Origin of the sequence: Pseudomonas mandelii, from assembly GCF_002251635.1 — a bacterium.
In the GTDB taxonomy this organism is placed as follows: Bacteria; Pseudomonadota; Gammaproteobacteria; order Pseudomonadales; family Pseudomonadaceae; genus Aquipseudomonas; species Aquipseudomonas mandelii_B.
Map to the genome: position 1 here is coordinate 1 of NZ_NMOJ01000114.1, position 14,540 is coordinate 14,540.

Consider the following 14,540-nt stretch of genomic DNA (forward strand, 5'->3'; position numbering starts at 1 on the left):
AGCAAACGAGAGAATTGGCGGCCGGGGATAAATCCGTAGGCAACGCCCTATCAAAGCTTCGTCCGGGTCCTACAAGCGAAGACTCTTTGTCGCCTATCGCTACTCGGCGGCTCACACCTATAGTCGTGATTGTCGCAGCGAATCCGCGACTCGGGCTTGGTCACCTGATTAGAGAACTCATTTCGCTTCCGTTGTATGCTGCGGCACCTCAAGTGCTGCACGCTATATGGTGGCTGTGTTCGGGACGCCTACGGGCGTACCGGCTAAGTGAGTTCTCACCGGTTTGACCAACCCGAACACAGTCCGCCTCCATCGCTTGGTCACGCTGGTGGCGGTTTCCCCGATGTACTTGAGAATTCTCACTATGAAAAAATGGAATCCGCTTTCAAACAATCGTTACCTCCCACTGCAAACCAACCTCACCGATTCCCCGCCCCTGATCATCGACACAGAGGCCAACCCCCAGGACATCCTCGAAGCCGCCCTCCAGCGCATCCGAGCCTCCAGCGACCTCCTCAAAACCCTGCACTGCGTTTGCTTCAAACACGGCGACGTCGAAGACATTCCGCACATCACCCACGCGCTCTACCTCTTGGCCCAGGACGGCTGCGACCTACTGCAAGTCGCCCAACAACGCATGATCGGCTGGAAAGCACCCGCCTGACGTCGAGTAAGAAGATCGTTCCCACGCTCCGCGTGGGAATGCCTCTACGGACGCTCCTCGTTCGGCTCTTGGAACGTCGAGCGTCAAATACCGGAGATAACCATGAGCAAATTTTTCAATGAGCTAATGGAAAGCGTGCGACAGATGAACGAAATCATAAGCGGTGAGCGAGAGCCTTCCCGCGAATTTCATATCGATGCGTCATCTCGCTGGTTTCGAGAGCCTTCCCGCGAATTTCATATCGATGCGTCGCCAGTGAAAGAAAACCGGGGTCGATCAGATGCTTGGGTGGAAGCGAGCAACAGATCCTCCCTTCCCCCCACGCCTGACGCCCAATAAGATCCGCGCAAGCCCAACCGGACCCCTGAACCATGATCCTCGCCCCTAACTTCCCCGACGACCACACCATGCACCTGCTCATGCAGTTGCTGCACGAAGAACTCGGCCTGCCCGAACGCAAAACCATCAGCCTCACTACCTCGATCAACTTCGACCTGGGCTGCAATGGCGCTGATGCGCGGCATTTGATGGAGGCGCTGGAAGAACAGTTCGGGATCGACTTCGTGGACTACGACGCCTATCGCTACTTTCATCCGGAAGGATTTGATGTGCATCTCAAGCGGAGGGCAAAGGGGCGCGGCGACAAAGTCCCACTGACCATCGGCATGCTTTACCACGCGGTCAAGGTGCAACGCTGGGATACACAGGAATTGGAAAGCCAACAAAGCAGCCGCAGCATCTGAACCGGCCTGTATAACTGCAATTATTCTGGGTCGGAGCATTCGTTTTACACCTGAAAACCTGAACCGAACGCCCACAAAAAAGCCGCCCTCAAAGGGCGGCTTTTACATTCGCTAAATCCAAGCCTTACAGCTTAGGACCCGCAGCCTTGATCGCGTCGCTCACTTCAAACTTCTTGAAGTTCTCGGTGAACAGACCCGCCAGGGCTTTCGCCGCTTCGTCGTAGGCCGCTTTGTCGGCCCAGGTGTTGCGTGGGTTCAACAGGCCAGTCTCAACGCCCGGCACCGTCAATGGCACGTCGAGGTTGATGGTGTCGAGGTGTTCGGTTTCAGCACCGATCAACGCGCCGCTCTGGATCGCTGCGATAACGCCGCGAGTGGTCGGGATGTTGAAGCGCTTGCCGACGCCGTAGCCACCGCCGGTCCAGCCGGTGTTGACCAGGTAGACCTTGGAGCCGAAGCCGCGGATGCGCTTGATCAGCAGCTCAGCGTATTCGCCAGCTGGGCGTGGGAAGAACGGCGCGCCGAAGCAGGTGGAGAAGGTCGACTTGATGCCGCTGCCGGAACCCATTTCAGTCGAGCCCACCAGTGCGGTGTAGCCGGACAGGAAGTGGTAAGCCGCTTGTTCTTCGCTGAGGATCGACACTGGGGGCAGTACGCCAGTCAGGTCGCAGGTCAGGAAGATGACTGCGTTTGGCTCCCCGCCAAGGTTCTTCTCGGAACGCTTGGCAACGTGTTCCAGCGGGTAGGCGGCGCGGCTGTTCTGGGTCAGGCTGACATCGGTGTAGTCAGCGTGCTTGGCATCGTCGATCACCACGTTTTCCAGCACGGCGCCGTGCTTGATGGCTTTCCAGATGACGGGCTCGTTNTTCTCGGACANGTCGATGCACTTGGCATAGCAACCGCCTTCGATGTTGAAGACTACGCCTTCGCCCCAGCCATGTTCGTCGTCACCGATCAGGTAACGGCTTTCGTCGGCCGACAGGGTCGTTTTACCGGTGCCCGACAGACCGAAGAACAGGGTCACGTCGCCTGCTTCGCCGATGTTGGCGGCGCAGTGCATTGGCAGCACGTCGGCGGCCGGCAGCAGGAAGTTCTGCACCGAGAACATGGCTTTTTTCATTTCACCGGCGTAACGCATGCCGGCGATCAGCACTTTCTTCTGGGCGAAGTTGAGGATGACGCAACCGTCGGAGTTGGTGCCGTCACGCTCTGGCACGCACTCGAAGTTGGCCACGTTAAGCACTTGCCACTCGTCACGACCCGCCGGGTTGTACTGGGCTGGGTTGATGAACAGGCAACGACCGAACAGGTTCTGCCAGGCAGTCTGGGTGGTCATTTTCACGGCCAGGTAGTGGTCTTCTGCCGCACCTACGTGAACGTGGGAAACGAAATGCTCTTGCGCGTTGTTGAAAGCCTCGACGCGAGCCCACAGGGCATCGAACTTGTCGGCCGGGAACTTGCGGTTGATCGGGCCCCAGGCGATTGCGTCCTGGGTGGAAGGCTCTTCCACGATGAAACGGTCGACCGGAGAACGGCCGGTACGGTGACCGGTNTCTACGACCAGCGCGCCAGTATCGGCAAGCACGCCTTCACCGCGCTGCAGGGCTTCTTTAACCAGATCGTCAACACTCAGATCGGTGTATACGGCGTTATTGGCTTGCGTCATGAGGTTCCCCGTCGGCCTATGGCCGAGTGCTCCAAACGTTTTGTAGTAGAAAGTTGCGCACTACTACCGCGAAAAAAGTGGGCCGGATTATGCCAGAAAAGCCCAAAAAAAGTAGGGCCCTCCCGTCAGAACTGCGNTATTCCGGCGCTAAGCAGTGAATTTACCTGCGCTGAACCGTTTTAGTGACGGGTATCTGACGGCGTCTCGACACCCGCACCAGCGAACAATTGGGNGACATCGGCGGCATCGAACAGGTAGCGCTGGTTGCAGAACTGGCAGTCGATCTCGATATTGCCGCCGTGCTCGATGACCAGCGCCTGCGCATCTTCCATACCCAAACTGACCAGAGCATTGGCCGAACGTTCTCGCGAGCAGCTGCAACGGAAACGCAATCTCTGCACATCGAACAGGCGCACCTGCTCTTCGTGGTAGAGGCGATGAAGCACGGTTTCGTTGTCCAGGCTCACCAATTCGTCAGCGGTCAGGGTCCCGCCCAGCGCGGTGATGTGCTGCCAGCTGGCGTCGCGCTCTTCCTGGTCTTTCAAGCGGTCGGCAGGCAGTTGTTGCAACAACAGGCCTCGGGCGCGACGGCCATCGGCGTACAACCAGAAACGGGTGCCGATCTGTTGCGACATGACGAAGTAATTAGTGAAGCACTCCGACAGGGTTTCGCCATCCAGATCAACAATGCCTTGGTAACGCTGACCTTGAGTCGGGTCGATGGTCAGTGCCAGAACGCCGTTGGGCATCAGGTCGGCGAGTGTCGCGTCNGGNGCGATCAGGTCGGCGTCGTAACGGGCCAGGCCACGGATTTCACGCTCGCTGGAACATTCGATCATCAGCAGCGGAATCGGACCGTCGGAACGGGCCTGAAGAATCAGCAAGCCATCGAACTTCAAGGTACCGACCAGCAACGACGCAGCCGCCATCAGCTCGCCGAGCAGTTGCGCGACCGGCTCCGGATAGGGGTGCTTGGCAAGGACTTCGGCATAGCTGCGCTCCAGCGAGACCAGTTCGCCGCGGGCGTCGTTCTCGTCGAAGATGAAGCGTTGGGTGAAGTCGGTATCCGTTAGATCGGTCATAGGTCTGGGTTCTGAAGTAATGACAAAATGGTTACAAATCGTGGAAATTGCGCCTTTGCAGCACCGTTTTGGTGCGCGATGTTCAGCCATGGGAGGCATTTTATGAACAATCCGGGTTTGTTCCAAGCAAGGTGGACCTGCGCCGGCTGGCAATTCGTGCCTATGGCACTGCTGGCCTTCTGGTTATGGCCTACGGGTCAGATGCTGTGTTTGATTTTCGACGAGTGGTTAATTCATCTGCTGAATGCGCCGCTGGGCAGTTACCCGATATGGCTACGCATCTGGGCGATTGCAAGTCTGCGCCCGTTCGATGTGGGGAGTTTCGCGGATGAGTGTGGTGCTTAGCGCTTGATTTTGTGGTGCTGCCGGCGAGTGCTGCGCACTCGATCGCAAGCAGGCCCACTCCCACAAAGGTCTGCGCTATACCTGTGGGAGCGTGGCGTGCCCGCGAAGACTTCAGCCCAGACGACACAGAAGCGTCTACCTCAATCGTCGTTACTGCTCCCCCGAAACTTGAACAAATCCCGCCGCTGTTTCTTGCTCGGCTTGCCGTCGGTGCTCACGCCCAACGCGCCAGCCTTGCGCATGGCCGCAGCCGCTTCGCGTTTGGCGATGCTGGCATCGGTTTCCGCGTACAGCGTCTGAGCCTCTGGCGCGCCACGGCGCACAATCGAAAGCGCCTGAACCACTACCGTGCGCTCCTCGAACCCCACACGAATCTGAAACTCGTCCCCCACCCTCGGCTCCTTGCCCGGCTTGCAGCGCTCCCCCCGGCAATGCACCTTGCCGCTTTCAATCGCTGCCTTGGCCAAGGCACGTGTTTTATAAAAACGCGCGGCCCACAACCACTTATCGAGACGGACCTTGTCGTCCTCTTCGTTTTTTTGTGCCACTTGAATTCCTCTTTCAGCCCATAGTCGGAACTGTACTACCGTTTCTGTCGGGCGCAAGAACTCGGCCGTCCAGATAGACTGTGAACTTGGCCGGCGTATCGGCATGGAGTGATCGAGTGACTATATTTCCGTCTGCATTGACCTCGCCGCTGGGCGGCTGCCAGGGCTGTCAGCAAAGCGAGCCGCTGGGCTTCGATTTTTCTTTTGCCTACCAACCGATCGTCGATCTGCGCGACCGGTCGATTTTTGCTCATGAAGCATTGGTACGCGGCAGTGCCGGGGAAGGCGCGCTGTCGGTGCTCGACCAGGTCAACGAGGAGAATCGCTACCGCTTCGACCAGCTCTGCCGGACCCGCGCCATTGAAGGGGCGGCCAATCTAAACATGCAGACACACTTGTCCATCAACTTCATGCCCAACGCCGTGTACCGCCCGGAGCTGTGCATCCGCACCACTCTGGAGGCCGCGAANNNGCATAATTTCCCAGTGAATCAGCTGATTTTCGAAACGCTGGAAAGCGAGCATGTAGATAACTATCGCCATTTGACCAATATTCTGCGTGAATACCGCGAATTCGGCTTCAAGACCGCCATCGACGATTTCGGCGCGGGCTATTCGGGGCTGAACCTGCTGGCTGATTTCCAACCTGACTTGATCAAACTCGACATGGCGCTGATTCGCGATGTCGACCAGGACCGTGTTCGTCAGGCTATCGTTCGAGCGGTTGTCACAATGTGTGCGGAGTTGAACGTTACAGTCATTGCCGAAGGCATCGAAAGCGCTGGAGAGCGTGACTTCCTGTCCGACTGCGGAATATTTCTGATGCAGGGTTATTGGTTCGCCAAGCCTGCATTCAAAGCCCTGGCCGAGGTTTCACCNAAGGCCTGGACGCGTTAATCGCCGGTTTTTTTCCTATTGAAGACATTTGACCATTTGACCGTTATCGGTCTGCGCGAGTGGGTGGCGCTCCCGGACCTGGGAGTCGCGGGCCTGCGCGCAAAAATCGACACCGGCGCCAGCACCTCAAGCCTGCATGCCACCGACATCGAGCCGTTCGAGCGCGACGGTGAAAGCTGGGTGCGCTTCACCGCACACCTGGGCACGGTGGTGCAGTTGCGNCACCGCCGTTGCGAGGCGCCGCTGGTGACGATGAAAACCATCAAGAGCTCCAACGGCCACGCGCAGGTGCGCTATGTGATCAGCACCACACTGGCTCTGGGTGATCGGGTATGGCGGGTGGAATTCACCCTTGCCTGCCGCAAGTCCATGCGTTATCGCCTGCTCCTCGGCTCCAAAGCCCTGATTGACGGCCATCTGGTGGTCAATCCCGGCGTCAAGTACGTTCAAGACAAGCCGGTGTTCCCGGTCTCTACTTCTTCCCCAGGTGCTGCATGAAGATTGCTGTGCTGTCGCGAAACCCGCGTCTGTATTCCACCCGCCGCCTGGTCGAGGCCGGCACCGAACGTGGCCATGAAATGGTGGTGATCGACACGTTACGTGCCTATATGAACATTGCCAGCCACAAGCCGCAGATCCACTACCGGGGCAAGCCGCTGGAAGGCTTCGATGCGGTGATCCCACGGATCGGCGCCTCGGTGACGTTCTATGGCTGCGCGGTGTTGCGCCAGTTCGAAATGATGGGGGTCTCGCCCCTCAATGAATCGGTGGCCATCGCCCGCTCGCGGGACAAGCTGCGCTCGNTGCAATTGCTCTCGCGCCGCGGCATCGGTTTGCCGGTGACCGGGTTTGCGCACTCACCGGATGATATTCCCGACCTGATCGACATGGTCAACGGCGCACCGCTGGTGATCAAAGTGCTGGAAGGTACGCAAGGCATCGGTGTGGTGTTGTGTGAAACCGCGACGGCGGCAGAGTCGGTGATTGAGGCCTTCATGGGCCTNAAACAGAACATCATGGTGCAGGAATACATCAAGGAAGCCGGCGGTGCGGATATCCGTTGCTTCGTGGTGGGCGACAAGGTGATTGCGGCGATGAAACGCCAGGCCAAGCCAGGGGAATTCCGTTCCAACCTGCACCGTGGCGGCAGTGCCAGCCTGATCAAGATCACCCCGGAAGAACGTATGACTGCGCTGCGGGCAGCGAAGGTCATGGGGCTGANGGTGGCGGGNGTGGATATCCTGCGTTCCAACCACGGGCCATTGGTGATGGAAGTGAATTCATCGCCGGGCCTGGAAGGGATCGAGACCACCACCGGGAAGGATGTGGCGGGGATCATCATTCAGCATCTGGAGAAGAGTGGTGGGCCGAATATGACCAGGACCAAGGGCAAGGGCTGACTCCTGAAGCATGTGGCGGCTGGAAGGCCGCCTTCGNGAAAAAACCAGCCTCTAAACAGCATCCCGCGGCAGCATCAACCCAAGCGGCAATCGCACCCGCGCTTCAAGCCCGCCACCCGACCGGTTGCGCAACTCGACATTCCCGCCATGCATCGAAGCGATCCGCTTCACGATGGCCAGTCCCAACCCTGTCCCCTTCCCGCCCCGGGCACGATCACCCCGGGTGAACGGGTTGAAAATCGCCTCCAGCTCCGACGGATCAATCCCCGCCCCACGGTCCATGACGCTCAATACCACATACGGGGCGCTGGTATCGCCGGAGACATAAGCCGCCACCTCAACCCCGCTGCCAGCATGGTGCAAAGCGTTGCCGATCAAATTGTTCAGCAACCGCTTCATCGACACCCGACGCAGGGGAAACGCCTGGATCGGTTCCAGGCGCAGACGTACTTTTTCTTCGTTCTGGTTGTAAGGCGCAGCGACTTCACGAACCAGGTCACTCAGGTCCACCTCTTCGACCACCTCATCACGGCCATCACGGATAAACGCGAGGAACTGGTCAAGAATCGCGTCCATGTCCTCGATATCGCGCACCATCGCGTCGGTGAGGTCGTTGTGGTCGCCCATCAATTCCAGGGACAAGCGCAAACGGGTCAGCGGTGTACGCAGGTCGTGTGACACCCCGGCCAGCATCAGCTCGCGCTCGCGACCGGCCTGCTCNACATCTTCCGCCATCTGGTTGAAGGCGCCGTACACCTCGGTCATCTCACTGGGCGTGTCGCTGATCGGCAGGCGCACGCTACGCCCTTGTCCCAGTTGGCGTGCGGCATAGACCAGACGCTTTAACGGTTGATTGAGCTGGCTGACGAAGATCCACGCCGAGGCGGTGGACAGCAGACCGATAGCGAGGAACCAGCCGAGCACGTTCCAGATTTTCTGGCCGCGCAACGGATGCGGATACAGCGGCACTTTCAGCCAGCCATCGCCCAGGCTAGGTGCCCGAACCCACAGGGCCGGCGGTGAGTGCATGCGTAATCGCACTTCGGTGTCGGCACCCAACTCCGCCTGCATCTGCCGCTGATAGATCTCGCTGTAAGGCCAATGTTGTTCGCCTTCCGGCACACCCGCGCCCACGACCCGGATCAGGGTGGCGGCGTCAGCGATTTTCTCACGGTTCTTTTCATCAGCGGCCCAATAAGCGCGCAGCGTCAGGGCGACGCCGTGACTGTATTGTCGATCGACCAGCACGTCTTCGTTCATCAACAGATAAACCAGCGTCAGCGCCTTGGAAAACAGAACGACGATCAGCACCAGCCACAGGGTGCGGGAGAAGAAACTCTGGGGGAACCAAACGGGGGTTTTCATGAATAACCGCTACACACTTGCAGGAGCGAGCGATGCTCGCATATTGCGGATCGCGAGTCTGCGGACAATTGTCCGCAAGACCCGCTCCTACAAATCGCCGATCACTTGGTGGCGGCGCCATCCGGTACGAACACGTAGCCCACGCCCCAGACCGTCTGGATGTAACGCGGTTTGGATGGATCAGGCTCGATCATCCGGCGCAGACGGGAGATCTGCACGTCGATGGAGCGCTCCAGGGCGTCCCATTCCCGGCCACGGGCCAGGTTCATCAGCTTGTCGCGCGTCAGCGGCTGGCGAGCATTCATGACCAAGGCCTTGAGCACCGCGAATTCACCGGTGGTCAGCATGTGCACTTCGTCACCGCGCTTGAGTTCGCGGGTGGCCAGGGACAGCTCGTAGTCGCCNAAAGTGACGCTTTCGTCTTCGCTGCCCGGCGCACCCGGCACAGGTGTCGACTGACGGCGCAGGACCGCTTTGACCCGGGCCATCAGCTCATCNGGGTTGAACGGCTTGGCCAGGTAGTCATCAGCACCCAGTTCAAGGCCCTTGATGCGGCTCAGCTCATCGCCCTTGGCGGTAAGCATGATGATTGGGATCTGATTGTTCGCCGTGCGCAGCCGGCGGCAGGCGGTCAGACCGTCTTCGCCGGGCAGCATCAGGTCGAGGACGACCAGGTTGAACACTTCACGCGCCAGCAGGCGATCCATTTGTTCGGTGTTCGGCACGGCGCGGGCGCGGTAGCCCTTGGAGTTGAAAAAGCGCTCCAGCAGGCTGCTCAGCCCCGGATCGTCGTCAACGATGAGAATTTTTTCGCCTTCAGCAGTTTGTGCAGTGCTGCTCATTAGATGCTCCTCTTATCTCGGCGCGCATTATGGCGTAGCTGCCGTTATACGCACCGTGTGCATTGTTAGCAGATTTTTCCTTCACTGCCAGAAATCCAGCCTTCGCGCTAATGCCTGCGATGCCCCTGAATGATAGAACGCTGGTTATAATGCGCGGCCTTTTGTGTCAGGCAACGTCTGATCATGGCTGCAAGTGGCCGCTTTTTATTTTCATGGCGCCGGCAGTCATTGTTCGATTTCACGGGTCAACGGGATACCTGTTGATCCAGGTAGCGGCGCACGCCAGGCCGCTCAACCAGACTCGCCGAGCCTTTATCCCTGCGCCTGCGAGCCTGCTTTCAGAATTTCAGGTGGTTTTATGGACAGCATCAACAGCCGCATTGCCGAGGAACTCGGTGTACGCCCACAACAGGTCGAAGCGGCCGTCGCTCTACTGGATGAAGGCTCCACGGTGCCTTTCATCGCCCGCTACCGTAAAGAAGTGACCGGCAGCCTCGACGACATCCAATTGCGTCACCTGGAAGAGCGCCTGCGTTACCTGCGAGAACTCGACGAACGGCGCATCAGCATCCTTGCCAGCATTCAAGAGCAAGGCAAGCTGACCCCGCAACTCGAACGCGACATCAAACTCGCCGACACCAAGACCCGCCTCGAAGACTTGTACTTGCCGTACAAACAGAAACGCCGCACCAAGGGCCAGATCGCCCTGGAAGCCGGCCTGGGCGACCTGGCTGACGGCCTGTTCAACGACCCGTCGCTGACCCCGGAAACCGAAGCCGCACGCTTTATCGACGCCGAAAAAGGTGTCGCCGACGTCAAGGCTGCCCTCGAAGGCGCCAAATATATCCTCATGGAGCGTTTCGCCGAAAACGCCAGCCTGCTGGAAAAACTGCGCTCCTACCTCAAGCAGGAAGCCATCCTCAGCGCCCGCGTCATCGCCGGCAAAGAGGAAGAAGGCGCCAAGTTCCGCGATTACTTCGAACACGATGAACCGCTGAAAAGTATGCCGTCCCACCGTGCACTCGCCATTTTCCGTGGTCGCAACGAAGGCATTCTCAGCTCCGCGCTGAAAGTCGGCGACGAGCTGCCGGGCACCATGCACCCGTGCGAAGGCATGATCGGTCAACAATTCGGCATCCAGAATCAGAACCGTCCTGCGGACAAGTGGCTCGGTGAAGTCGTGCGCTGGACCTGGAAGGTCAAGCTCTACACCCACCTGGAAACCGACCTGCTCGGCGAGCTGCGCGACGGCGCCGAAAACGAGGCGATCAACGTCTTCGCCCACAACCTGCATGACCTGTTGCTGGCCGCGCCAGCCGGCCCGCGCGCCACACTGGGCCTCGACCCGGGCCTGCGCACCGGTTGCAAGGTTGCCGTGGTCGACGCCACGGGCAAGCTGCTGGACCACGCCACCGTGTACCCGCATGTGCCGCACAACAAGTGGGACCAGACCCTGGCGATCCTGGCCGCGCTGTGCGCCAAGCACGCCGTGGACCTGATCGCCATCGGCAACGGCACCGCCAGCCGTGAAACCGACAAGCTGGCCGCCGAACTGATCAAAAAATACCCAGCCATGAAGATGACCAAAGTCATGGTCTCCGAGGCCGGCGCTTCGGTGTACTCGGCCTCGGAGCTGGCCTCCAAGGAATTCCCGGACCTCGACGTATCGATCCGTGGCGCGGTTTCCATTGCTCGCCGCCTGCAAGACCCGCTGGCCGAGTTGGTGAANATCGANCCTAAATCCATTGGTGTCGGCCAATACCAGCACGACGTGTCGCAGCTGAAACTGGCACGCGGCCTGGATGCGGTGGTGGAAGACTGCGTAAACGCCGTGGGCGTGGACGTGAACACTGCCTCCGTGGCGCTGCTGGCGCGCATCTCCGGCCTCAACACCACCCTGGCGCAGAACATCGTCACCCACCGCGACGAGAATGGCGCGTTCAAAACCCGTGCGGCACTGAAAAAAGTCGCACGCCTGGGCGAGAAAACCTTCGAACAGGCCGCCGGTTTCCTGCGCGTCATGAACGGCGACAACCCGCTGGATTCGTCGGCGGTTCACCCGGAAGCCTATCCGCTGGTGCAGCGCATTGCCGCCGAGACCGACCGCGACATCCGCTCGCTGATCGGCGACGCGAGTTTCCTCAAGCGTCTCGACCCGAAGAAGTACACCGACGAAACCTTCGGTCTGCCAACCATCACCGACATTCTGCAAGAGCTGGAAAAACCAGGCCGCGACCCGCGTCCCGGGTTCAAGACGGCCGAGTTCCAGGACGGCGTCGAAGACCTCAAGGACTTGCAACTGGGCATGATCCTCGAAGGTGTGGTGACCAACGTGACCAACTTCGGTGCCTTTGTGGACATCGGCGTTCATCAGGACGGTTTGGTGCATATCTCTGCGCTTTCGGAGAAGTTCATCAAGGACCCTCGCGAAGCGGTGAAAGCCGGTGACGTGGTGAAGGTCAAGGTCATGGAAGTCGATATCCCGCGCAAACGCGTCGGCCTGTCGATGCGCATGAGCGACACCCCCGGCGAGAAAATCGACGGCGCCCGTGGTGTACGCCCAGGCTCGGCGCCGCGCCCGTCGCAGAACAACGCGCCGCGCAAGGAAACCGCCACGGCCGCGCCGAGCAACAACGCCATGGCGTCACTGTTCGCCAATGCCAAGCAGTTGAAGAAACGTTGATGGAGATCCCCGCCGGGCTGACCGAAAGCGCTTTTTTCAAGCTGCTTGGGTGTCGCTTGCACAGTCTGGAAACCGGGGTGGCGCAAGTCGCCCTGGAGCTTGCGCCAGAGCTGCGCAATCGCGGCGGCAAGCTGCATGGCGGGGCCTTGTTCAGCCTGGTGGACATTGCCATGGGGCTGGCCTGTTCCAGCACCCACGGCTTTGACCAGCAGAGCGCGACCATCGAGTGCAAGATCAACTACATTCGCGCCGTTTCCGACGGTGAAGTGATGTGCACGGCGCGGGTGATTCACCCGGGCCGCCGCACGCTGGTGGTCGAAGCCGACGTGATGCAAGGCGACAAACTCGTCGCAAAAGCACAAGGCACCTTCGCTGTCCTGTAGCTAGATGTCATCGATTTGAGTTAATTTCAGCGCTAGAAAACCTGTGGGAGCGAGCTTGCTCGCGATGAGGGCGTGTCAGTCAACATCTATGTCGTCTGATACACCGCCATCGCGAGCAAGCTCGCTCCCACAGGGATTGTGGCGACTTGGCTGACTGACATTAGTCTGAGCTGCTCAAAAACCAGGCGAAAACGCCAGTTTTAACTTCACCCTTGTAGACCGTCCTGCCCACCCCCATATTGGGGCGACTGACGCGTGAAGGAATCCAACTTGAGCGAACTTCTCAACCGCCGCCTGGCCTTGCTCGGCAAGCGCGNNNACCTCTCTCTGCTCGAACAGTGCCTTCACGGCATCGAACGTGAATGCCTGCGCGTGACCGGCGAAGGTCGCCTGGCGCAAACGCCGCACCCGGAAGAATTGGGTTCCGCGCTGACCAACGAATTGATCACCACCGACTACTCGGAATCGCTGCTGGAGTTCATCACTCCCGCCCTGCCCAACCCGGCCGATACCCTGGCGAGCCTGGACAAGATCCACCGTTTTGCCTACAGCAAGCTCGGCAACGAGTTTCTGTGGAGNCCTTCGATGCCGTGCCCGTTGCCGGCCGAGGAAGATATTCCGATTGCCTACTACGGCACCTCGAATATCGGACAACTCAAGTACGTGTACCGCAAGGGCCTGGCCCTGCGTTACGGCAAGACCATGCAGTGCATCGCCGGCATTCACTACAACTTTTCCCTGCCGGAACAGTTGTGGCCGTTGCTCAAGGAGACTGAAGGTTTCGTCGGCACCGACCGCGACTACCAGTCCACCGCGTATATCGCGCTGATCCGCAACTTCCGCCGCTACAGCTGGCTGCTCATGTACCTGTTCGGCGCCTCCCCTGCGCTGGACGCCGGTTTCCTGCGCGGTCGTTCGCACCAGTTGGAACAACTGGACCCGGACACGCTGTACCTGCCCTACGCCACCAGCCTGCGCATGAGCGACCTGGGTTACCAGAGCAACGCCCAGGCGGGCCTGACGCCGTGCTACAACGATCTGAGCAGCTACACCGACAGCCTGCGTGAAGCGGTGGCAACGCCCTACGCACCTTACGTCGAAGTCGGCACCCATAAGGACGGTGAGTGGGTTCAGCTCAACACCAACATCCTGCAGATCGAAAACGAGTACTACTCCAACATTCGCCCCAAGCGCGTGACCTACACTGGCGAACGGCCGATCCAGGCGCTGATGGCCCGTGGCATTCAGTACATCGAAGTGCGTTGCCTGGACATCAACCCGTTCCTGCCGATGGGTATCGACCTGCCGGAATCGCGCTTCCTCGACGCGTTCCTGCTGTACTGCGCGTTGAACGACAGCCCACTGCTGACCAATACTTCGTGCGGCAACGCGACCTCGAACTTCCTCAGCGTGGTCAAGGAAGGTCGTCGTCCGGGCCTGCAACTGCAGCGTGACGGTCAACCGGTCGACCTGAAGGAGTGGGCTGCCGAATTGTTGGAAAAAATAGCTCCGCTCGCAGCGCTGCTTGATCAAAGCCATGGCGGCGATGCCCACAGCAAAGCATTGGATGTGCAACTGGCCAAGGTCAAGGACTCNTCTCTGACGCCATCGGCCCAGGTGCTGGCGGCGATGGCCGAGCGCAAAGAGAGTTTTGCGCAGTTCTCCCTGCGTCAGAGCCAGGTGCATGCGGAGTTTTTCCGTAGTGAGCCGTTGAATAGCGAAGATCAGGCGAAGTTTGAAGAACGCGCGCGCTCCTCGCTGGCNCAACAGGCGGAACTGGAGCAGAACGAAGTGGGCGACTTTGATGTGTTTGTCGGGTCGTACCAGGCGAGCATTCTGTCGATCAGCAACTAATCTGCCAATGCTCCCTCAAGTCACTGCAAATCATTGTGGCGAGGGAGCTTGCTCCCGCTCGGCTGCGAA

At 59.5% G+C, this 14,540-nt stretch carries 14 protein-coding genes and 1 pseudogene; 10 read left to right on the forward strand and 5 right to left on the reverse strand.

Translation table 11 applies throughout. The annotated features are described in order from the left end of the window. Window positions 1–364: 364 nt before the first annotated feature. From B7L09_RS16035 to B7L09_RS16045, 3 genes are all read left to right on the forward strand, one after another. Window positions 365–664 (forward strand): hypothetical protein, encoded by a 300-nt coding sequence (locus tag B7L09_RS16035; protein ID WP_094469650.1) that lies wholly within the window; start codon window positions 365–367, stop codon window positions 662–664. A gap of 102 nt (window positions 665–766) precedes the next feature. Beyond that, a complete protein-coding gene (locus tag B7L09_RS32410; RefSeq protein WP_255142073.1) occupies window positions 767–1,003 on the forward strand; it encodes a hypothetical protein in 237 nt (78 codons plus the stop codon). A gap of 32 nt (window positions 1,004–1,035) precedes the next feature. Continuing rightward, entirely contained in the window at window positions 1,036–1,407 is a 372-nt protein-coding gene (locus B7L09_RS16045) for a DUF1493 family protein (protein ID WP_094469651.1), read from the forward strand. Window positions 1,408–1,531: 124 nt separating this feature from the next. Here B7L09_RS16045 and B7L09_RS16050 read toward each other — a convergent pair whose 3' ends face one another. After that, window positions 1,532–3,073: a phosphoenolpyruvate carboxykinase gene (locus B7L09_RS16050; protein ID WP_094469652.1), complete on the reverse strand. Its 1,542-nt coding sequence runs from the start codon at window positions 3,071–3,073 to the stop codon at window positions 1,532–1,534. Window positions 3,074–3,252: 179 nt separating this feature from the next. Next, a complete protein-coding gene (hslO, locus tag B7L09_RS16055; protein WP_094469653.1) occupies window positions 3,253–4,155 on the reverse strand; it encodes an Hsp33 family molecular chaperone HslO in 903 nt (300 codons plus the stop codon). 102 nt (window positions 4,156–4,257) lie between these two features. Between hslO and B7L09_RS16060 the strand changes: the two are divergent. After that, a pseudogene (locus B7L09_RS16060) lies at window positions 4,258–4,470 on the forward strand (phosphatase PAP2 family protein); the annotation flags it as partial. A 170-nt stretch (window positions 4,471–4,640) separates the two neighbouring features. Here the strand turns inward: B7L09_RS16060 and B7L09_RS16065 are convergent. After that, window positions 4,641–5,048, reverse strand: a complete 408-nt coding sequence (locus B7L09_RS16065; protein ID WP_094469655.1) for an RNA-binding S4 domain-containing protein — start codon at window positions 5,046–5,048, stop codon at window positions 4,641–4,643. A 116-nt stretch (window positions 5,049–5,164) separates the two neighbouring features. Between B7L09_RS16065 and rimA the strand changes: the two genes are divergently transcribed. The 3 genes from rimA (at window position 5,165) to rimK (ending at window position 7,344) form a co-directional block, all read left to right on the forward strand. Continuing rightward, window positions 5,165–5,944: a S6 modification regulatory phosphodiesterase RimA gene (gene rimA / locus B7L09_RS16070; RefSeq protein ID WP_094469656.1), complete on the forward strand. Its 780-nt coding sequence runs from the start codon at window positions 5,165–5,167 to the stop codon at window positions 5,942–5,944. 18 nt (window positions 5,945–5,962) lie between these two features. Beyond that, window positions 5,963–6,442, forward strand: a complete 480-nt coding sequence (gene rimB, locus B7L09_RS16075; RefSeq protein WP_094469657.1) for a retropepsin-like aspartic endopeptidase RimB — start codon at window positions 5,963–5,965, stop codon at window positions 6,440–6,442. Then, the gene (rimK, locus tag B7L09_RS16080; protein ID WP_094469658.1) at window positions 6,439–7,344 is read left to right on the forward strand and encodes a 30S ribosomal protein S6--L-glutamate ligase; all 906 of its coding nucleotides are present in this window, start codon (window positions 6,439–6,441) and stop codon (window positions 7,342–7,344) included. The genes rimB and rimK overlap by 4 nt, the downstream gene beginning before the upstream one ends. Window positions 7,345–7,395: 51 nt before the next feature. On the opposite strand, the gene B7L09_RS16085 is transcribed toward rimK, so the two are convergent. Beyond that, window positions 7,396–8,709: an ATP-binding protein gene (locus B7L09_RS16085; RefSeq protein WP_094469659.1), complete on the reverse strand. Its 1,314-nt coding sequence runs from the start codon at window positions 8,707–8,709 to the stop codon at window positions 7,396–7,398. Between the two features lie 101 nt (window positions 8,710–8,810). After that, entirely contained in the window at window positions 8,811–9,551 is a 741-nt protein-coding gene (gene ompR / locus B7L09_RS16090) for an osmolarity response regulator transcription factor OmpR (RefSeq protein WP_094469660.1), read from the reverse strand. Between the two features lie 358 nt (window positions 9,552–9,909). Between ompR and B7L09_RS16095 the strand changes: the two genes are divergently transcribed. The 3 genes from B7L09_RS16095 (at window position 9,910) to gshA (ending at window position 14,471) form a co-directional block, all read left to right on the forward strand. Continuing rightward, the gene (locus tag B7L09_RS16095) at window positions 9,910–12,234 is read left to right on the forward strand and encodes a Tex family protein (protein WP_094469661.1); all 2,325 of its coding nucleotides are present in this window, start codon (window positions 9,910–9,912) and stop codon (window positions 12,232–12,234) included. Next, on the forward strand, window positions 12,234–12,617 hold the full coding sequence (locus B7L09_RS16100) for a PaaI family thioesterase (RefSeq protein WP_094469662.1): 384 nt from the start codon (window positions 12,234–12,236) through the stop codon (window positions 12,615–12,617). The genes B7L09_RS16095 and B7L09_RS16100 overlap by 1 nt, the downstream gene beginning before the upstream one ends. Before the next feature lie 270 nt (window positions 12,618–12,887). Beyond that, on the forward strand, window positions 12,888–14,471 hold the full coding sequence (gene gshA / locus B7L09_RS16105; RefSeq protein WP_094469663.1) for a glutamate--cysteine ligase: 1,584 nt from the start codon (window positions 12,888–12,890) through the stop codon (window positions 14,469–14,471). Window positions 14,472–14,540 lie beyond the last annotated feature (69 nt).

Bases quoted from the DNA above. Each gene is read 5' to 3' on its own strand.
- B7L09_RS16035 (WP_094469650.1), top strand. From the start codon at position 365: ATGAAAAAATGGAATCCGCTTTCAAACAATCGTTACCTCCCACTGCAA.
- B7L09_RS32410 (WP_255142073.1), top strand. From the start codon at position 767: ATGAGCAAATTTTTCAATGAGCTAATGGAAAGCGTGCGACAGATGAAC.
- B7L09_RS16045 (WP_094469651.1), top strand. From the start codon at position 1,036: ATGATCCTCGCCCCTAACTTCCCCGACGACCACACCATGCACCTGCTC.
- B7L09_RS16100 (WP_094469662.1), top strand. From the start codon at position 12,234: ATGGAGATCCCCGCCGGGCTGACCGAAAGCGCTTTTTTCAAGCTGCTT.